Raw genomic sequence first — 20,466 nt, 5'->3', positions numbered from 1 at the left:
ATGAAAAACGTATTACAAGTTGGATTTTGTTAAAGATCATAAAGAATATTAGTGGTCTAAAATGATAAACTCATATGTTTTTATTGGTTGATTTCTAGATTCAAAAAAACTTTGAATAACTTCATAGCAAATTTACATATTTTTAAGCGCTTATAATTAAAAGATATTAACAATTCTTATAGATGCCAATAATAACTTTAACTACTGATTTCGGAATCAAAGATCACTTTGTGTCTGCGGTTAAAGGTGCTATCTATACGGAATTACCTGAAGCTACAATTGTTGATATTTCTCACGAAATCTCACCATTTCATATTACTGAAGCTGCCTATATTATCCAAAACGCTTATAAAAGCTTCCCGAAAGGAAGTATTCATATCGTTGGTATCGATAGCGAACTTAATCCAGAGAACAAACACATTGCAGTACAACTAGATGATCATTATTTCATCTGTGCTAATAACGGTTTGATTTCATTAATTGCTTCAGAATTTAGACCCGAGAAAATAGTAGAGATAAATATACATGATGCTATTGGAACCAATTTCCCTGTATTAGATGTTTTTGTTGCTGTGGCTTGTCATATTGCACGTGGGGGAACACTAGAGGTTATTGGGAAATCTATTTCTGATATTAAACTAATTAAAGGAATCACTCCTATTGTAAATCTTGGTGATAAGCAGATCGTAGGAAGCATAATATATATTGATAATTACGGGAACTTAATTACAAATATTACCCGCAAATTGTTCGATGATATAGGTAAAGGAAGAGCGTTTAAAATTACAGCAAGAAGTGCTGTATTTAGTACAATATATGAACGCTATAGTGATGCCATAAATTTCAATATAGAAAAAAGCAAACGCGAAGAAGATGGAAAAAAATTAGCTGTATTTAATTCATCTGGATATTTAGAATTAGCAATTTATAAAAGTAACCCAAAAACTGTAGGAGGTGCCTCAAGTCTGTTTGGATTGCACTTTCGAGATACAGTAAGTATTACTTTTGAATGATCCATAATTCTTTTAAATTTTAAAATACTAAAATAACAATGATCATAAGAATCGTGAAATTAGGTTTCATTCCAGAACAAATCGATGCTTTTTTGGAGAATTTCCATCAAAACAAGGATAAAATTCGAAATTTTGAAGGATGCACACACTTAAAACTAATAAGAGATATCCATAAAACCAATCAATTTTTCACCTACAGTCATTGGGAATCTGAAGAACATCTCAATAACTACAGAAACTCTTCGTTATTTAAAGGTGTTTGGGCAAATACCAAAAATAAGTTTAACCAAAAACCAGAAGCTTGGAGTGTTCAAGAAATATAGATAGTATCTTTCTACCTTTGGTAAAAAGAGTCTACTAAATTCTTATTTTCACCGTAAACTAATTCATAAAAAACGACAATACAAAAATATGCTTGCAGTTATAAGAAAAGAAATCAATACATTTTTTGCCTCCTCTGTAGGGTATTTAGTAATAGGTATATTTTTAGTTCTTAATGGACTTTTTTTATGGGTATTTAAAGGGCAGTTTAATATTTTGGATAGTGGTTTTGCAGACCTTTCGCCATTTTTTCTGATTGCTCCTTGGATTTTGTTGTTTTTGATTCCTGCAATAACCATGAGAAGTATTGCAGAAGAAAGAAAACAAGGGACCTTAGAACTTCTAATAACAAAACCGCTCCCAGGCTGGCAGATAGTTTTGGGAAAATATTTTGGAAGTCTTTTACTCATTATTATTGCTCTAATCCCCAGTTTACTATATGTAATCACAGTACATCAGTTGGGAAATCCAATAGGGAATATAGATATTGGTAGTACGATAGGATCTTATATTGCTCTTTTATTACTCTGCGGTGCTTATACGGCTATAGGGACGTTTTCATCTTCCATAACAAACAATCAGATTGTAGCATTCTTAGTAGGTGTATTTTTATGCTTTCTGTTTTATTTTGGATTTAATGGATTAGCAGACTACCAATTGCTTGGAGCTACGGATTACACTATCGAACAAATCGGAATTCAATTACATTACGAGCGTATTAGTCAAGGGATTATAGATACAAGAGATATTGTGTATTTTATCAGTATTATTGGATTTTTCGTATTTCTCACAACCATTATACTACGACAATATCCTTTAAAAACTATTCTAAAATTTGCCTCTTTTGCTGCCATTGCAGTTATTATACTTAACATAGGAGGAAATTCTTTGTATAATCGTTTTGATCTTACTGCGGATAATCGTTTTACGCTGTCTGAAGCAACCGAAAACTTGCTAAAAGAAGCAGAAGTCCCAATTTCTATAGACGTTTTATTAGAAGGTGATTTTCCATCAGAATTTAGAAAGCTACAAGGAGAAACTAAACAAATTCTAGAAGAGTTTAATGCTATAAACTCTAATATCCAGTATGTTTTTACAAACCCAATAGAGGAAGAAGAATTTAGAAAAGAGACCTTAGAGGAATTACAAAGATTAGGATTGACTCCTATGGAAGTTAGTGTCCAAGAAAGCGGGAAAACTGAAATTGAAACTGTTGTTCCTTGGGCCATTATGAATTATCAAAATCGAAGTGTTAAAGTAGCTTTGGTAAAAAATACAATTGGAGCCACTACCGAAGAAAGAGTCAACAACTCTATTCAACAATTAGAATATGTTTTTGCTGATGCTCTAAAAAAGCTAATCCATCCCAAAAAACATAAAATTGCCGTAATAAAGGGGAATGGACAATTACCTGATGTAAAAATAGCAGATTTTGTAAAAACGCTTCAGGAGTATTATTTTGTTGGGGCTTTTACTTTAGATTCGGTTGCTTCCAATCCCGAAAAAACATTACAAGATTTACAAAAGTTTGATCTCGTAATTAATGCAAAACCAACAAAATCATTTTCTGAAAAAGAAAAATATGTATTAGATCAGTTTATTATGAACGGTGGAAAATCGCTGTGGCTAGTAGAATCAGTTGGCATGGAGATTGACAGCTTATTTACACCTCAATCTCAAGGATCGGCTGTAGCATTTATGCAAGATTTAAAACTTGGAGATGCATTATTTTCTTATGGAGTAAGAATTAATCCGGTTATAGTAAATGACCTCTACTCTGCTCCATTAATGCTTGCCTCTGGCCAAGGAAATGATACTCAATTTACTCCACATCCATGGTTTTATGCTTCGTTAACAAAAAACAGCGGAAATCATCCTATTGTTAAAAACATAGAATCTGTGAAGTTTGAATTTTCGAACCAAATAGATACTTTAAAAAATGATCTAACTAAGACCATATTATTAACCAGTTCTGAAAGATCAAAATTAGAAGGAATACCAACAGAAATAAGACTTGACAATATTATCGGGCAAAAACCAGATATTACTGGTTATACCGAAGGAAATCATAACCTGGCTGTCTTGTTAGAGGGAAGTTTTAAATCTGCATATAAAGATCGTGTAAAGCCATTTAAAATTATTGATGGAAAAGATATCAGTATTGAAACTAAAATGGTAGTAATTGCGGATGGTGATGTGATTAAAAATGGCATTAGAAAAGGAAGGCCAATCACCTTAGGATATGACCCCTATTTAAATCTGCAATACGGAAATAAGGAGTTTTTATTAAACACCGTTAACTATTTACTAGATGATTCTGGACTAACCCAAGTAAGAGGTAAAGAAATAAACATTGCCTTCTTAAATATAGAAAAAGTAGTAGCAACTAGAAGTTTTTGGCAGATAATCAACATCGTGGTTCCACTAATAATTTTAGGGCTATTTGGAGTTGGGTTTTCTTTTCTTAGAAAAAGAAAGTATCAAAAATAGTGCTACATTTTAAATCGATCAGAAAACCCTTTGTTAAGAACTTTCTGATCAAAACAACTAATTTAATCAATTAAATACAGCACTGTCCATTTTGTACGGTACCAAAACAAACTGCTCCACTAGGACTTGGAACTGCACAATTGATTCCATCAATATCTACAAGATAAAATCTGTAACATCCTCTTTGGCAATCAGACAAAATAGGCATTCCTCCTTTGATTTCTTTTTGAGAAGATTTAGGTAATGTTTTAATTCCTGAAATTGAATTCATCATTTTTTTCATAATAAAGGTTTTAAGATTTTAAACTGCGCTACATTAATCTTAAAATCAACATATTTTTTCCCTTTAAAATTACAATCTAAAAAATAAATAAAGTATTATAAATCTGTTGTTTAACCAAAATCACCACTAACCATCCTGCCTTTTTTTTACCGTTATTTATCAAAAAATATGATATAGCATTATAAACCTATATGCTCAAAATTTATTATATTATAATCACTAAATAAGAACAATGGATACTATTATATATATATCAGGAATCAAAAAACAGTTCCTGTACTACAAATCTCTAGGGGAAAAAACAATTGATCAAGTTTCTGATGAAAATTTGTTTTGGCAGCATAATGAAGACAGCAATAGTATTGCAATTATTGTGAAACATCTTTGGGGTAATATGAAATCTCGCTGGACAGATTTTCTAACCTCTGATGGAGAAAAAAAATGGAGAGAGCGTGATAAAGAGTTTGAAAATGACATAAGATCTAAAGAAGAATTATTAATCAAATGGAACGAGGGATGGCAATGTCTTTTTAATGCCTTAGACACTATTAATGAAACCAATTTCGATCAAACAATATATATACGAAATATTGAGCACACCATTACAGAGGCAATCAATAGACAACTTGCTCATTATTCTTATCATATTGGTCAAATCGTATTTATAGGAAAAATGGTTAGTACGCAGTCTTGGAAAACACTCTCTATAGCTAAAGGAGCTTCTAAATCTTATAATACAAAACGTTTTGCCCAACCAAAACATAAAGTACATTATACAGATAAGTTGATGAAAGGTGAATAAATTAAAACAATATCATATCCTCAAGATAAAAGTGATATTATAAATCTCTCTTTCATAAAACTACCAGACTATAACAAGTATTAGATAGCTCCTTTTCCTTTGCTTTTTTTGGTCCAGGCTTTAGCAAAACTTATATGAAACAATACCTCATCTGTATTATTTTTAATCGCTTTAAACCATTTTAACTGAGTAGGACTTAAGAAATGTAATGTAGGCTTACCATCACCCAAAGCACTATTAATTTTCGTTTGCTGAATCGTGGTCAACGGTATATATTTGAACTTTGTTTGTTGTAGATAGTAATGTATATCCTTTGATGAAGATTGATACGATTGTTGATTATCAATTACGATCATCCCATTAGATGTTGCATATGTATCTAATGCTTTTTTGGTCAATTCCTTAGGGTCATAGGTAACTTCTACCACTTCGCTATAATTTATAAAACCTGATTCTGTATTTAATACATCTGTTAATTTACCTAACTCTTTCTCACCAGACCAAAAACACGACATTTTATAGTAAGCTTTATGTGCTTTCTTTACAGATAATTCTTGTGCTAATAAATTGATATATTTAGGAATTTTTTGCCCTTTTTCTTCAATAGCTTGTTGCATACTTTCACACAAACGCAACGCAGAATAGTCATTTCCTATGCGTTTTACTACATCATCTCCATTACTATCAACAATACGAACTACGGGATTGTTCCAACTAGGTTCATTATACTTACGAAGTATTTGTGCATCTTTTCCTCCTTTGTTATTAAATATGGCTAAAGGTATAAATGAATTTTCTATAGCCTCCACCATAAGAGGATGACTTAAAACATTATGTCCATAATTTCTGCAAGTACTACAACCTGGGACTTCCTGAAATAAAATCAACACATCTTTATTTTCCTTTTTTGCCAACGCTATTGCGGTATCATAATCACGCAACCATCGTACTTTTCCTAATTCTTCATTTTGATTATAAGGATCAGTTGTTTTCTGAGCCAAAAGAAGGTTACTTGTAAGTAACAGACATAGTATAAATTGGATCTTGGATTTCATAAGTATCACAGCAAAAATTTTGCTTAATACGTCGATATTTATCGTAAAAACTAACACTAAACGATGGTTTATTTTGAAGAATCATCTTATAAGATATTCAAGGTAATATCTACATCTCATCGAGCATAGTCAATAACTCCTAGCTGTTTGTTAATAACTAACGTTTTTGGCATAATGAAATCCTTGTAGATTACAATTATATTTGCGTTAGCCATTAATATATGGCTACTGTAAAAACAGTACTAATCTAAAAAAATTAAACGGGTGAAATTCATAGTTTCCAGTTCGTATTTATTAAAACAACTTCAAGTATTAGGTGGAGTTATCAATAATAGTAATACACTACCTATCCTAGATAACTTCTTATTTGAATTAGATAATAACTCCTTGACAGTTTCAGCATCTGATTTGGAGACTACTATGTCTGCTAAACTAGAGGTTGAGTCATCAGATGAAGGAATTATTGCAGTACCAGCAAAATTATTATTAGAAACTTTAAAAACGTTTCCTGAGCAACCACTTACTTTTGTTGCAGGAGATAATAATACTATAGAAATCAGTTCTAATCACGGTAAATATGCATTGGCATATGCAGATGGAGAAGAATTTCCGAAAGCTGTAGAATTAGAAGATCCAAGTTCTACAACATTATTAGGAGATATTTTAGCTACTGCGATTAGCAAAACTATTTTTGCTACTGGTAATGATGATCTTAGACCGGTTATGAGTGGAGTATTTTTTCAGTTCTCTACAGAAAGTTTGACGTTTGTGGCTACGGATGCGCATAAATTAGTAAAATACTCTCGTGAAGATGTAAAAGCATCTCAATCTGCTGAATTTATTATGCCTAAAAAACCTTTAAACCTTTTAAAAGGTATCTTAGCTGGTAGTGATACAGAAGTATTAATAGAATACAATGAGTCTAATGCTAAATTCACATTCGAAGATACAGAGTTAATCTGTAGATTGATCGATGGTAAGTATCCTAATTACGAAGCAGTAATCCCTAAAGAAAACCCAAATAAATTAACAATTGCGCGTACTCAATTTTTAAATTCTGTACGTAGGGTTTCTATTTTCTCAAACAAAACTACACATCAAATAAGATTAAAAATAGCAGGTGCAGAATTAAATATCTCAGCAGAAGATATTGACTATTCTAACAAAGCCGAAGAACGTCTTACTTGTGATTATCAAGGAGATGATATGCAGATTGGTTTCAATTCTCGTTTCTTAAGTGAAATGTTGAATAATCTTAATGCAGATGATGTACAGCTAGAAATGTCATTACCTAACAGAGCCGGAATTTTAACTCCTACTGATGGATTAGATGAAGGTGAAAGCGTTACCATGCTTGTAATGCCCGTAATGCTAAACAACTAGTACATATTACCTGAAAACAACATAAAAAGAGTCTGATTATCATTTATAGTCAGACTCTTTTATTTTGTATATACCTAGCTCATAAAGCTTATTCTTTTTTAATATTTTTACAGTAGTAAAAAACGTATTTAGAACCTATACCATATGCATCTCCAAGAAATTTTTCAGGGTTTAACATTGAGTGAAATGCATAAAAATATCATCAGTAAAAAGCTTAAGAAAACAACCATAAATAAAGGAGAAACTTTATTACATCCAAATGATACCACTTTTTATCAATACTATGTAAAAAGCGGTTGTTTAAGATCTTTTTTTACAGATACATCAGCAAAGGAACATACCATACAATTTGCAATAAAAGACTGGTGGATTAGTGATTATACTGCATTTTTCAAGAAAGAAAAAGCAATTCTTCAGATTGAATGTATTCAGGATGCTACGGTTTTAAGACTCTCTAGAGATGATATGAAAGAAATTTTTGATTTGATCCCTGGAATAGAGCGTTACTTTAGAATAAAAACTGAATCGTATATCGGTTCCTTTCAAAAGAGAATCATTGGAGATTTATCAAAAACAGCAAAAGAACAATATATCGAATTCGTAAATACATATCCTAATATCGAGCAATTAGTAAAGAACTATCATATTGCTTCTTATTTAGGAATAACATCAGAAAGTCTTAGTAGAATTCGAAAAGAGATTGCCAAAAAATAAATACTTTTCTTACCATAGATCATTTTTTTGGTTTTTCTGATATTCTAATTTTGTTTCTAATAAACAACAGAAGAATTTTATTCATGAAAAAGATCATCGGTCTTACCGCAATAATTGTATTATTTGCTTCGTGCGGGAAAGAAACAGGAAGTAAGAAAATATCAAAACAAAAAAACCAAATGAAAAAAGTATTATTTGTATTAACAAGTCATAGTGATTTAGGAAATACAGGAGAAAAAACAGGGTTCTGGATTGAAGAATTCGCTTCACCTTACTATTTTTTGAAAGATAAAGGTATAGATATCACCATCGCATCTCCTAAAGGAGGACAACCACCAATTGATCCCAAAAGTGAACTTCCAGATTTTCAGACACCAGCTACTAAGCGATTTAACGAAGATCAAGAAACTCAAAATGTTTTAAAAAACAGTGTAAAACTAGAGAGCATTAATGCTAGTGATTACGACGCTATATTTTATCCTGGTGGTCATGGACCATTGTGGGATTTAGCCGAAGATAAAAATTCGATCAAATTGATTGAAACTTTTTATGAACAACTTAAACCTGTTGCAGCGGTATGTCATGCACCTGCTATATTTAAGAATACAAAAGCAAATGATGGATCACCTTTAGTCAGTGGAAAAAAAGTTACTGGATTTTCTAATACAGAAGAAGCTGCAGTTCAATTAACCGATGTAGTACCTTTTCTAGTAGAGGATATGTTAAAGAATAATGGAGGAACGTACTCCAAAGGGGATGATTGGGCACCATACGCAATAGAAGACGGATTGTTAATTACTGGACAAAACCCTGCTTCTTCTGAACTCGTTGCAGAAAAATTATTAGGCCAATTGAAGTAACACAAACTCATAACATACATTGGACTAAATCAAAAAGCGCAAAACTAACTATTTTGCGCTTTTTTAATATTTTTACATCACATTTATTTCCCAAAATAAAACACATGACAGAGGAGGAGAAACAAAAATATTTTTGCCATACGCATCGTAACCTTTTTGCGCAAAGTAGATGTAATAATTGTTTTAAAGGTATGTGTCATACTTGCGTACACAATAATCCAACGTTATGCGCAGCTTGTTTAAAAAATAATTTTATTACCGGTAGTCAATATAAAAACCAGAAAGAACTTATATATATCCTTTCTATCAGTTTAGGAATTGGTTTATTATACCACATCTATCAATGTGTTACAATTGCAGATATTTACAGTAATTTTAATTTCTCAAAAGACCTCCTGTATGTTACCTTAGGAACACTATCGGTTATAAGTGCATATTACATGTATAGCGAGGTAACTCTTATTTCGAAAGTAAGTAAGATTCCATTTATAGGTGGTAAACTTGCTTTTTTATTAATCATTTTTAGCTTAGTTATAGGAATTCCTTTATTTTACTTACTTTATAAAATACTAATATTTATATGGCAAAAATTAACTAATAAAAAACACCAAACATAGTTTTATCATAATCATAAAAAAATCAACCCCACTTAAAAAAAGTAAGGTTGATACTATTTAATATGTTTTTGTACTAATTATTCTTTAGTAAATTTCTTACTTACTTTTTGCTCTCCAGTATCTATAATTATAAAATACATCCCAGATGATAATCCATTAAGTTGAATTGATTCTGCAGTAAGCTCTCCTTTTTTCATAACTTGACCTACATAATTTACAATTTGATAGTTTGCTTCAACAGCATCATTCAGTTGTAAGTTCAAATTACCTTTCACAGGATTCGGATAAAAACTAAAATCAAAGACATTTGATTTCTCTACTTTCTCTTCAATAGTATCAATCCCAACTCTAGATGTAGAAGTAACACAGAAACTCTTAGTATCTTGAGAACCAAAAGAACCTCCTGAAACCAATACACTACCGCTAGTATCTGTTAATTCATAAGAACCATTTCCATAACTACAACAGATACCGTCGCCATAAGAATCTTTTACTACTAATGTATAACATCCTACATCTAACGTTCTTGATAAATTAATCGTAGAACCATCAGTCTGAGACCCATAAGTACCTCCAGAAAAAACTAATTGGTTGCTTTCATTTCTTATTTCCCAACTAGTTTCTTCTGGATACTGATCAAAAGTAATTCTTAGATTTACATCACTAGTTGTGGATCCTCCTCCTGTACTTCCCGAAGTAGATATACTGACTGCATCAATAGCCATATCGCCTTGCCAAGTAGTACCTGTAATTCCATTAAAACGTAATTGTACTTTTTCACCTAAATAAGCTGCTAAGTTTACAGAAGCTGTTTCCCAAGAATTCCCTTGATTTCCTGATTTACTCCATATAGAGGTCCAACTTGTTCCGTCCAAACTAGCTTCCAATGCGAGACTTCCCATAGCAGAAGCTCCATACATATGGTACTTAAATGAAATAGTTGCTTGGGTAGCACTCGTAATATCATAACAAGGAGAATATAATATCGCCCTTTTATTTGAATAATTAGGGCTTGAAGATTCCATATAAATATAGTAGGAACCAGCATTGGCCGAACTCGGACCAGTATTAGAAGAAGGAGTGCTTCCGGAACGAGTAGCCCAATTAAAATCATCTCCCGATGTAGCTTGCTTCCATGCTCCAAATGTGTTTTCGAACCCTTCATTATAAGGAAATGTAGTTACTGTAGAGCTACACAATGTATTCCCACCACCTCCAGTACTTCCAAAACGATCTTCAGCTTGTGGTCCTCCCCATATCTGAGTAGCAAAAGCAGGATTATCAATGAATGGATTTCTATTACCTTGTAAATTTTCTATAATTGGATTTCTTTGTAATTCTAAGGTAGAAACTGGGTCTTCTGCATTCCATTCTAAAAACAACTCGATCATATCAGAATCTCCAGAAACAGCTGTACCAATACCTACGTTAGATGGCAAGCATCGATTACCATATCTTATATACATAAACATCATCATTCGAGCTACGTCACCTTTAAACTCGTCTCCAGGATACCAATGCCCTTGTGAGGTTGGTCCAGAATTACCAGAACCATCTGCAAACTTTCGACTACCTCTGCTAGAATTTCTTTGTACATCTGAAGGCCTTAAATGATGTGCATCAGCACCAGGTCCAGAAGTTCCTAAATTTGGATTACCTAATGATTTTGGGTACACATGTTCTCTATTCCAATCCGTAGAACCTCCTCCATTATTATCTACACCTCTAGTTCTATCCGTTGTAGTATTTCCATCCGTATCATTATACCCATAAATTAAAATAACTCTTGAAGAATTTGTTGGATCAAGATCAGTTTGCTTTAAAGCATCCCAAACTCCAGGAGTATAAGATAGAGTATTTGTTTGTGTGTTAGTTACTTTAGTCGCTAATTCATTCTTTAGTGATTGACCAGATAAAGAAAGATTGACATCATTATAGTAAGAAGGAATTTGGCCAAAACTAGCCAAAGAGTACCCCATTACTAGTAATAGTACTATTTTTTTCATTGAGTGTTGTGAGTTAAGTTAGTAAGTTTTATCAGTTTCGAAACTAAAACTATTTTGTTTAATTTACTAGAAGGTTATGTTACCAAATCATTACCCAACCTGTTGAAAATGTATCAATTAGATCTGAAAACAAGATTAAATTACTGATAGTCAGTTTTTTACACAAAATCATGTTTGTTAATAAGTTATCACCTACAATAACACATCAGAATAATACTTCAAAAACAGTTCAAAAATCAACAAGCAGAATTTATTCAACATAAAAACTACTACAAAACCGCATTTATTTAATGTTTTTAACCTAGCGCAATTAGGGAATTTTCACTTATTTTTAAGAGATTAACTTAAATATCTTACACAATGAAGAAAATCTTAGATTTACAAGGAATTCAAAAATTAAGTAAAGGACAACAAAGATCTATCAAGGGTGCATGGGGTAATATATCCTGCTGTAGTTCTGGAAGAGGTTGTCAAATCAGTTTTCCAGGTGGAAGTTTTTGCGAACCTGGTTATTGTGATCCATATAGCTTCGGAAGATGTATTCTATATTAGAATAAGATTTATAGGCACGTAAAACTAGTATGCCTTTCTCAAAAACACATCTTAATATTTTTAACTCAAACATAATACACAATGAAAAAAATCTTAGAATTAACAGGTGTCCAAGAACTTAGTAAAGGACAACAAAGATCAATAAAAGGGGCAAATACATATATCTCTTGTTGCAATCCAAATCCAATTAATGGTAGTGGAAACAGATGCCGTATTAGTTTCCCAGGAGGTAGCTTTTGCGAACCAGGTAGATGTACAAGTTTTGGAGGTTGTATTCTTTATTAAACGGCGTATCAATAATATTGAAAGATAAAATAAAAAGAGGCTAGGAAAACTGCCTCTTTTTTATATTTCACTCAATTTTAAATGGATTTGAACCATAGCCAAAAGTTCTTGAAATTTATAAATATCAAGTAATTCAGTTTGTATTTCAATTCATTAACACCCTATCTTGTAGATATAAAATAACTTTAATACTTACACAATGAAAAAAATCTTAAACCTTGAAGGAATTCAAAAATTAACGAAAAAGGATCAAGAACAAATAAAAGGTTCTTGGAGTAACTACGTTTATTGTGGACCTCCTAGAAAATGTTGTCAAATGTTCAACGGTTTTGAGTTTTGCGACTTTGGTTATTGTCAACCTAACGGAAGTTGTATTTGGGCATAACCAAAAAACCAATGTTTTTAATACTTTAACGATTACCCGAACAGTTCTCGGGTAATCGTTTTTATTTTTATGAAATTAAATTAAAGGACTGTCTAGCTATCTCCAATTCTTCATTCGTTGGAATTACCAATATTTTAACCTTGGAAGAAGATTTACTTATGTCCCTTATCTCCTTAGATCTGATAGCATTTTCATCTTGATCCAATTCAATTCCCAAAGATTCTAATTCAGTACAAACCAAATTTCTTACCACCTCCGAATTTTCGCCTATTCCTGCTGTAAAAACAATAGCATCAAGACCATTCATAACAGCAACATATGAGCCAATAAATTTTTTAATACGGTATGCGTTCATTTCTAAAGCCTGCTGACAGTTAATATTCCCTTTTTCTGCTGCAGACTCTATATCTCTTAAATCACTAAAGCCTGTTAACCCAAGCATTCCACTTTCCTTTTGCAATAATGAATTAACCTCTTCTAAAGAATACCCTAATGAATTAACCATATAAAAGATAACTGCTGGATCTATGTCGCCTGATCTAGTACCCATAATTAACCCATTCATTGGTGCAAAGCCTAGAGTATGATCTATACTTTTACCATCCTTAACTGCCGTCATACTACATCCGTTTCCTAAATGTATAGTAATGATCTTAGTATTCTTTTTTTCTAAAAAATCAATTGCTTTTTCCGAAACGTATTTATGACTAGTACCATGAAATCCATACACTCTTATATTGTGTTCTTCTAAAAAAGAGTTAGGAATAGCATACTTATAAGCTTCAACGGGCATTGTTTGATGAAATGCAGTATCAAATACCGCTACTTGTTTAGCTTGTTTAAAAATATCTTCTGACACCAAAATTCCTTGCAAGTTAGCTGGATTATGAAGAGGTGCTAATGCTGAAAGTTTTTCTATTTTTTGTTTTACTTCATTATCAATCAAAACAGTCTCCGCATATGTGCTTCCTCCGTGAACTACTCTATGACCAACTATCTGTATTTCTGAAGCTGTAGTTATTACCCCAATTTTAGCGTCTAATAAATAATTTGCAATTAACTGAAGTCCGATTTTATGATTCTCTATAGCCTCTTCTTTTTCGATATCATCGGTGCTGGTTTTATAGTTTATTTTGGCATTCTCCAAACCAATACGTTCTACCAGTCCTGAACATAGAACCTCAGCAGAAGGCATATTAAAGAGTTGAAATTTAATTGATGAACTCCCTGAGTTTAATACTAGTATTCGCATGTTATTATCTTACTATTTATAATCCTTGTGCCTGAATTGCTGTTATAATTACTGTATTGTAAACATCATCTACCGTGCATCCTCTACTCAAATCATTTACCGGTTTATTTAATCCTTGTAGCATAGGACCAATTGCCAAAGCACCAGTTTCTCGTTGTACAGCTTTATATGTATTATTTCCTGTATTAAGATCTGGAAATATTAATACACTTGCTTGTCCAGCTACTTCAGAATCCGGAAGTTTACTCTGACCTACTCTCATATCCACAGCAGCGTCATATTGAATAGGACCTTCTATCTTAAGCTCTGGATGTTTCTCTTTTACAATTTTAGTAGCAGCTCTTACTATTTCCACATCTTCTCCTTTACCTGATGTTCCAGAAGAATATGATAACATAGCGACTTTAGGTTCTATACCAAATGCTGCAGCCGATTTAGCTGAAGAAATTGCTATTTCTGCTAGTTGTTCTGCATTTGGGTTTGGGTTAATAGCACAATCACCAAATACCGAAACTCTATCATCTAAACACATAAAAAAGACAGAAGAAACCACTTTTACTCCCGGTTTTGTTTTAATAAATTGTAATGCTGGTCGAATGGTATGCTGTGTTGTATGTACCGCTCCAGAAACCATGCCATCTGCATGACCTTTATAAATCATCATAGTTCCAAAATATGATACATCGGCCATCATATCTTTTGCCATGTCTAAATTCACATTTTTATGCTTTCGCAATTCATAAAATGTTTGTACGTAATCGTCAAAATGTGGTGAATTTATAGGTGAAATAATTTTAACCCTACTAAAATCAATAGGAATATCTAGTTTAACTGCTTTACTCTTGATTTTCTTTTCATCCCCAATCAAAGTAATATCAACTACATTTGACGCCTGTAACCTAAAAGTTGCTCTCAATATTCTCTCATCTGATCCTTCAGGTAATACAATGTGTTTTTTGTTTTTTAATGCCCGTTTCAATAGATTATACTGAAACATACTTGGAGTCAAACTATCGGATTCAAAAGTAATTAATGGATCTACTAAACGATCTTCATCTACATACTGTTCAAAAGTGCTAATAGAAGTATTAATTTTTTGTAAATTATCTGCGTGTATTTTCGATCTGATAGCACCTATTCTATTAGTTATAGAAAAAGTGCCTTGTGATACTGACACAATAGGCACAGATAGAGAAACACCTTCTATTAGTTTAAGAATTGGTTCTTCTGGAATTATTCCTCCAGTTAAAATAATACCTGAAATTTTAGGGTAATTATCAGAAATATTTGCCTGTAAAACGCCTAAAATAATATCTGCTCTATCTCCAGGAGTAATAACTAAACTATTATCCTTAAGATGTGTAAGATAATTTCTTAACTGCATCGCTCCTACTCCAAAACTACCTGCTTGATTATTTAAGAATTCTTTTCCAAAAAGAACATTTCCATCTAATTCATTTACAATTTCTCTTATTGTTGGGTTAATTAAGGAACCAATTTTAGGTATGATAATTTTTTCCACAGCAGCACCAAAATCATCATCTAATTTTGCACTCAATTCTTTTTCACAACCATTAACCACTTTATTAGCAACAATTGCTAATACTTCTGCATCCTTACTCGTAAATGTATCATATGCCAGCTTAAGGTTCCCCGTTATTTCTTCTTTAGTTTTATCGACTCCACTAGCCACAATAATCGAAGGAATTCCCAGATTCTTTGCTATAATTACATTTATATCAAACTCAATAATAGAACCTTCATCGGAAAAATCAGTTCCTTCTACAAGAATGAAATCGAATTTTTCTTCTAAATTTTTATATTTTTGGATAATACCATCTATAATTGCTCCAGATCTTCCTTGATTATATTTTTGAAGAACCTCACTTCTTGTAAAAGCATAGGTGTTTTTATAATTAATGTCTAATTCGAAATGTGATATTACAGTATTGATATGATTATCTATCTCACCTTCTTTTGGGTCATCGATAATAGGCCTGAAGTATCCTACTCTTGCCACTTTACCCAGCAACATTCTCATTAACCCTAAAACAACAATTGATTTACCACTATTCGGTTCGATAGTAGCGATATAAACAGCTTTACTCATGTATATAAATTTGGTGGTACAAAGATATGGTAATAATACTAGGTAATATAACAAGAAATAATCAATAGATTAAGCTTTAAAAACATTAACTTTATTTCTTTTAAATCAACAAAAAAAGGATCAGAAAAACTCTAATCCTTTTATTACTGATCTATATTTTTAGGAAGACATTAATTAATATCTTCTCCTTTTTTTAGTTTTTCTAATTCTCCAGATAATCTTCCTTTAAATCTTTCAGGAGCTTTACTCATAGCAGTATTCATTGATTTAATTGCATTTTTATAATCTCCAGTTGCCGAGTAAGCTCTAGCTAATCCATAATTAGAAGGCCAAACGCCATTATTATTCTTTACATTGTTTTTTAAAACCTCTAAAGCTTTATCTTTTTGTCCTTGACCAATAAGTCCATTCCCTAATTGGAATACCTGAGAAGCGTTTCCTTTGGTTGTTGCTTTATCCACTATTGCCATAGCCTCTACTGTCTTTCCTTGTTTTGATAAAATTCTAGACTTAAGAGATAGGTTACCAAAAGTTTCTTTGCTAAAGAAATTACCACTTATTGAGGCATTTACCCAATCAAGTGCTTGATCTAAATCTCCTGAATTAAAAGCATAATTAGCCGCATTATCCCAGTTTGATTGTGTAAATCCAGCATTACTCCTGAGGTCATCTTTAATCCCTTTCATTACAATATCATCAACGTCCACCTCTATCTTAAACGGAATTTCTTTCTTCTCCCATCTTAAAGCTGCAGTAGTACTAGTAGCATCAAAAGAAGGAAATAAAAACAGTAACGTTTCTGTATGCCCTACTTCTTTGGATTGCACATCAACACGCAAAGCATCTTCTTTTTCATCATAAAAATAACTCCCCCATGATGATGAATTCTTAGAAAATATGACTGTTGCTCCTCCTCCTTCTTTTAAAGCGATATGAAGTCCATAAAGTCCTGCTCTAATATCTTTTCCTTCTATTTTTACATCATGTGAAAATTCTATAGTAGTATTCTGATTAGCTCCCGCCCTCCAAGGTGCTGCCGTGGATGTCCCAAATCCTAAATTATTATATCCATAAGGAACTAGTTTACCCCAAACCTCTCGTTCTTTTACACTTGGTCTACCGTAATCTATAGTAATATCTGTTATTCCGACTCTTTGAGTAACTTGAGCTCGTTGACTTGCTTCTGGAGTTTTTAGCTGAGCATTCATCGGAATCGATAATAACATTATTGCACTCACAAAAAATGCTCTTATAAGTTTGGTCTGTTTCATGACTTGAATTGTTTGAATTATATTTTGAATTCTGTATGAAAGAAAAGTCATACACTTCAAACAATAATAAGATGATATTCTTAATCAAGATGTTACCGTAGTGTTAAACTAACGATACAAGTCCTAATAATTGTTAAATCAATTATTCTTTTAACAGCTGATTAACAAAACCTTCGAACTCATTCTTATAATCAATATATTTTTGACCAGTGGCAGGGCCGTTAAATCCTGTATGGATTTTACGTATTTCTCCTTTTTTGTCAACAAAAATTGTAGTAGGATAAGACAAAATATGATTTAGCATTGGTAACTTTTCCTGAGCCTTTTCTTTATCAGATGTTCCATATTGAGCTAAAAGAATTGGGTATTCTACTTTTAATTTTGATCGAAGCCTTTCTATAGATTTAAATGCTTTTTCTGAAGTTTTAGCATACTCAAATGCTAATGCTACAAATGCTATATTTTTATCCTTGTTTTTATTATAATAATCTACATAATATTTGGTTTCATCCATACAATTAGGACACCAAGTTCCCATGATTTGTACCATCGTTACTTTTCCTTTAAAGCGTTCATCATTTAAGGAAACTTGATTTCCTTTAGCGTCTGGAAAACTAAACTCTAGTTTATCATATCCTTCTTTGATAAAAGTTAAAGAATCTGCAGAAGGTAATTCATACTGTTCATTACGTTTGGCTGTAAAAGGTTCTTTCCAATGATTTCCAGAATAAAAATGACCATTCATTGTACTATCGGTAACTTGTGCAGTAAATAGAAAGGCATGAGCTCCATCAAAAGCTGATAGTTCTAATTTATTATTGTTAAGAACTCCTTCTAAAAATCGGTAATCTCCCGTTGTCGTTCTAAAAGTTCCGGTTACAACATTTCCGTTTTGCTTAAAAACACCTTTAGCTATATATCTATCTTCTGGAGTTTCGGGACTAAAAATTGATTCCCAATTCCCTTTTATATTGGCAGCAGGTTTTGAAATCACTTCGAACCTATCTTTAACACCAAATTCTGCTTTAAAAGGTACGATTCTATCCAAACTTTCTTTTATAAAACTTCCCGAAATCGTCATAGAATCCTGAAATTTCGCAGCTATATATCCTTCAAAAACTGGGAATTTAATAAATATAGAATCTCCTTTAATACTCACCTCATCAACATCAATCACTTCTTCTGCATTAAAAATTTTCAATGTTTGATCTTCAAAAACCTCAAAAAGGAAAGGTAATTCTTTATCATCTTGAACTTCTAAAGAAGCCTTCCAAAGGCCACTTTTAATTAAAACTTCGTTATTTGTTTTCTCCTTTTTACAGGAAAGTAATAGTACTCCAGATATTACTATTAATAAGATTTTATTCATAGGTATTTGTGTGAATATAAAAACTGTCTAGTTAGATCGTTACATCTAACTAGACAGTTTTATAAATTACAATTTATTTTACGTGTGGTAAAACAATCTATTTATTGTTTATTTTTATTTCTCTTTAAAGGCTTTTTCCTTTTTGTTTTATTTTCCTGCTTAATCTCAGCAACTCTAGATTCTATGCGTCTTTTTGCCTCTTCTGATGTTAAACTTGGTTTTCCACTGTTTTTAGACTTCTTTGCTGTTAAGGCTCTCGCTGTCTTTTCACGTTCCGAATATAAACTTGTTTTATCCGAAGAATTCACAGTTCTATTTGCTCTTTTTATAGATTTCGAATCTACTTGATCTGGTATAAACTGTTCTGATTTACTTTTATCCGATTTTTGCGCAACACTATTTTGGTTACCTAAAACAAAAGAAAAGAATAAAAGAATAATTATTTTAAAAGTTTTCATTTGGGGGCTTTTTAAAGTACTCTTTTGAAATTCAAAAATACGTAATAATTTGATTATATTAAATAATTATATTGATTATACATTATTTAATACAATAAACAAAGCCTTCTTTTTATTTTGGCAAAAAAAAGCTCTAAAAAAAAGGGCAATATTTATTGCTTCTCCTGATATATTTTATTCAGTTTATCTTTTTCTTCTTTTACTTTTTTCTTACCATTTTCTAAGGACTCTTCAAGTGCTTTTAATTTTTTTTCAGCTTTAGCAATCTTACTTTCTTTATCAGCAATTTCTTCTGGTGTCATTGCATCCTCACCTTCTTTGACCTTAGCTTTTTCTAATCGTTCTCGAGCAGCATCAATTTTAGATCTTCCTTTTTTTAACCGTTCCTCATCTTTATTTAAACTTTCTTCACTCTTTGCCGCCATTAGTTTAGCATCTGCGGCTCTTGCCTGTCCATACTCCCTACCAGTAAGTCCATCCTTATTTTTACCATATGCGTTTCCTTTGAGTTCTTTATCGGCTTTTTTCTCTGCTTTTCTTGTTTCCTTCTCAGCCATCTTTTTGGCTTTCTTAGCCTCGCCCTTTAACTTACTACCTTCTTCTTTAACATCTTTCAGTCCATTTTCCACTGCCTCTTCAGATTCCTTTATTTTATCCTTTCCCTTTTGTTTTTCTTTATCGAGTTTTTCCTTAACTTTTTCCTTATTTCCCTTCATTTTCTCCTGTCCCTTAGCTTTTTTCTTAGATACTTTCTCTTTAGCTTCTTTTGATTTTCCTTGGGACAACGCTGTATGATTGCCACAAATGGAAATCAACATCAATACCATAATAATTCTTACTAATTTCATTTTTAAATATTTTATAGTTAGTACTTTGAAAGTTTGGGTATGAATAATTTAAAAATAGACAAAAGGTTTATATACTGTCTAAATCTTTTAATGAGTCCTCCAGTTCGTCAGCTTTTTTTGTTACTTCTTCTGTAACACTTTCTAACTCTGACTCAACCGCTTCAATTTTCTCGACTGCAGCTTTTGTTTCTTCTTCTTCCTTTTTTTTATCTGTACAAGAAATTACTCCAACAAACAATAATAAAGTAAAAAGCTTAAAGATATTTTTCATATAATAAGGGTTAGATTAATACTATCATAAATATACTTAATTTCCATAAATATATCCCAAATTTCTTGTTTGTTAGCTTTACCCAAAGTATTATCTTTACCGCCTAATTTCAGAATCATCA

21 protein-coding genes are annotated in these 20,466 nt (G+C 31.9%); 11 read left to right on the top strand and 10 right to left on the bottom strand.

Annotated elements, in window-relative coordinates:
- The first annotated feature begins 182 nt into the window (after window positions 1–182).
- The 3 genes from J8L88_RS21230 (at window position 183) to gldG (ending at window position 3,824) form a co-directional block, all read left to right on the top strand.
- Window positions 183–1,013, top strand: a complete 831-nt coding sequence (locus J8L88_RS21230) for an S-adenosyl-l-methionine hydroxide adenosyltransferase family protein (protein WP_027394007.1) — start codon at window positions 183–185, stop codon at window positions 1,011–1,013.
- A gap of 38 nt (window positions 1,014–1,051) precedes the next feature.
- Window positions 1,052–1,336: a putative quinol monooxygenase gene (locus J8L88_RS21225; RefSeq protein WP_118386610.1), complete on the top strand. Its 285-nt coding sequence runs from the start codon at window positions 1,052–1,054 to the stop codon at window positions 1,334–1,336.
- A gap of 88 nt (window positions 1,337–1,424) precedes the next feature.
- Window positions 1,425–3,824: a gliding motility-associated ABC transporter substrate-binding protein GldG gene (gene gldG / locus J8L88_RS21220; protein WP_211061780.1), complete on the top strand. Its 2,400-nt coding sequence runs from the start codon at window positions 1,425–1,427 to the stop codon at window positions 3,822–3,824.
- Between the two features lie 70 nt (window positions 3,825–3,894).
- On the opposite strand, the gene J8L88_RS21215 is transcribed toward gldG, so the two are convergent.
- Entirely contained in the window at window positions 3,895–4,107 is a 213-nt protein-coding gene (locus J8L88_RS21215; RefSeq protein ID WP_027394010.1) for a hypothetical protein, read from the bottom strand.
- Window positions 4,108–4,339: 232 nt separating this feature from the next.
- Between J8L88_RS21215 and J8L88_RS21210 the strand changes: the two genes are divergently transcribed.
- Window positions 4,340–4,909 (top strand): DUF1572 family protein, encoded by a 570-nt coding sequence (locus J8L88_RS21210; protein ID WP_211061779.1) that lies wholly within the window; start codon window positions 4,340–4,342, stop codon window positions 4,907–4,909.
- A gap of 80 nt (window positions 4,910–4,989) precedes the next feature.
- On the opposite strand, the gene J8L88_RS21205 is transcribed toward J8L88_RS21210, so the two are convergent.
- Complete coding sequence (locus J8L88_RS21205) at window positions 4,990–5,964, bottom strand: VPGUxxT family thioredoxin-like (seleno)protein, type 2 (RefSeq protein ID WP_211061778.1); 975 nt, start codon at window positions 5,962–5,964, stop codon at window positions 4,990–4,992.
- 264 nt (window positions 5,965–6,228) lie between these two features.
- Between J8L88_RS21205 and dnaN the strand changes: the two genes are divergently transcribed.
- From dnaN to J8L88_RS21185, 4 genes are all read left to right on the top strand, one after another.
- Window positions 6,229–7,347, top strand: coding sequence for a DNA polymerase III subunit beta (gene dnaN, locus J8L88_RS21200; RefSeq protein ID WP_027394012.1), 1,119 nt, complete (start codon window positions 6,229–6,231; stop codon window positions 7,345–7,347).
- A 186-nt stretch (window positions 7,348–7,533) separates the two neighbouring features.
- Window positions 7,534–8,061 carry a Crp/Fnr family transcriptional regulator gene (locus J8L88_RS21195; protein ID WP_211061777.1) on the top strand — a complete coding sequence of 176 codons (528 nt, stop codon included), beginning with the start codon at window positions 7,534–7,536 and terminating at the stop codon, window positions 8,059–8,061.
- A gap of 83 nt (window positions 8,062–8,144) precedes the next feature.
- Window positions 8,145–8,921, top strand: coding sequence for a type 1 glutamine amidotransferase domain-containing protein (locus J8L88_RS21190; protein WP_211061776.1), 777 nt, complete (start codon window positions 8,145–8,147; stop codon window positions 8,919–8,921).
- Window positions 8,922–9,025: 104 nt separating this feature from the next.
- The gene (locus J8L88_RS21185; RefSeq protein WP_211061775.1) at window positions 9,026–9,538 is read left to right on the top strand and encodes a hypothetical protein; all 513 of its coding nucleotides are present in this window, start codon (window positions 9,026–9,028) and stop codon (window positions 9,536–9,538) included.
- Between the two features lie 77 nt (window positions 9,539–9,615).
- Here the strand turns inward: J8L88_RS21185 and J8L88_RS21180 are convergent, their stop codons facing one another.
- Window positions 9,616–11,544 (bottom strand): endonuclease, encoded by a 1,929-nt coding sequence (locus J8L88_RS21180; protein ID WP_211061774.1) that lies wholly within the window; start codon window positions 11,542–11,544, stop codon window positions 9,616–9,618.
- A gap of 360 nt (window positions 11,545–11,904) precedes the next feature.
- Here J8L88_RS21180 and J8L88_RS21175 point away from each other — a divergent pair, with 360 nt between their 5' ends.
- The 3 genes from J8L88_RS21175 (at window position 11,905) to J8L88_RS21165 (ending at window position 12,766) form a co-directional block, all read left to right on the top strand.
- Window positions 11,905–12,096: a hypothetical protein gene (locus J8L88_RS21175; protein WP_027394016.1), complete on the top strand. Its 192-nt coding sequence runs from the start codon at window positions 11,905–11,907 to the stop codon at window positions 12,094–12,096.
- 81 nt (window positions 12,097–12,177) lie between these two features.
- A complete protein-coding gene (locus J8L88_RS21170) occupies window positions 12,178–12,381 on the top strand; it encodes a hypothetical protein (protein WP_027394017.1) in 204 nt (67 codons plus the stop codon).
- A gap of 199 nt (window positions 12,382–12,580) precedes the next feature.
- A complete protein-coding gene (locus J8L88_RS21165) occupies window positions 12,581–12,766 on the top strand; it encodes a hypothetical protein (protein ID WP_027394018.1) in 186 nt (61 codons plus the stop codon).
- Between the two features lie 67 nt (window positions 12,767–12,833).
- Here the strand turns inward: J8L88_RS21165 and J8L88_RS21160 are convergent, their stop codons facing one another.
- From J8L88_RS21160 to J8L88_RS21130, 7 genes are all read right to left on the bottom strand, one after another.
- Window positions 12,834–14,018 (bottom strand): acetate/propionate family kinase, encoded by a 1,185-nt coding sequence (locus tag J8L88_RS21160; RefSeq protein ID WP_211061773.1) that lies wholly within the window; start codon window positions 14,016–14,018, stop codon window positions 12,834–12,836.
- Window positions 14,019–14,034: 16 nt separating this feature from the next.
- Window positions 14,035–16,128 carry a phosphate acetyltransferase gene (pta, locus tag J8L88_RS21155; protein ID WP_211061772.1) on the bottom strand — a complete coding sequence of 698 codons (2,094 nt, stop codon included), beginning with the start codon at window positions 16,126–16,128 and terminating at the stop codon, window positions 14,035–14,037.
- A gap of 170 nt (window positions 16,129–16,298) precedes the next feature.
- Complete coding sequence (locus J8L88_RS21150; protein ID WP_118386618.1) at window positions 16,299–17,399, bottom strand: DUF2911 domain-containing protein; 1,101 nt, start codon at window positions 17,397–17,399, stop codon at window positions 16,299–16,301.
- A 142-nt stretch (window positions 17,400–17,541) separates the two neighbouring features.
- Window positions 17,542–18,768, bottom strand: coding sequence for a peroxiredoxin (locus tag J8L88_RS21145; RefSeq protein WP_211061771.1), 1,227 nt, complete (start codon window positions 18,766–18,768; stop codon window positions 17,542–17,544).
- A gap of 101 nt (window positions 18,769–18,869) precedes the next feature.
- A complete protein-coding gene (locus tag J8L88_RS21140; RefSeq protein WP_211061770.1) occupies window positions 18,870–19,226 on the bottom strand; it encodes a hypothetical protein in 357 nt (118 codons plus the stop codon).
- A 152-nt stretch (window positions 19,227–19,378) separates the two neighbouring features.
- Entirely contained in the window at window positions 19,379–20,074 is a 696-nt protein-coding gene (locus tag J8L88_RS21135; protein ID WP_120650370.1) for a hypothetical protein, read from the bottom strand.
- 67 nt (window positions 20,075–20,141) lie between these two features.
- On the bottom strand, window positions 20,142–20,345 hold the full coding sequence (locus J8L88_RS21130; RefSeq protein ID WP_118386621.1) for a hypothetical protein: 204 nt from the start codon (window positions 20,343–20,345) through the stop codon (window positions 20,142–20,144).
- Window positions 20,346–20,466: the final 121 nt, after the last annotated feature.

The sequence above is a fragment of the Aquimarina sp. MMG015 genome (assembly GCF_018100855.1).
Classification (GTDB): Bacteria; Bacteroidota; Bacteroidia; order Flavobacteriales; family Flavobacteriaceae; genus Aquimarina; species Aquimarina latercula.
This window is presented reverse-complemented; position numbering and strand designations above follow the sequence as displayed.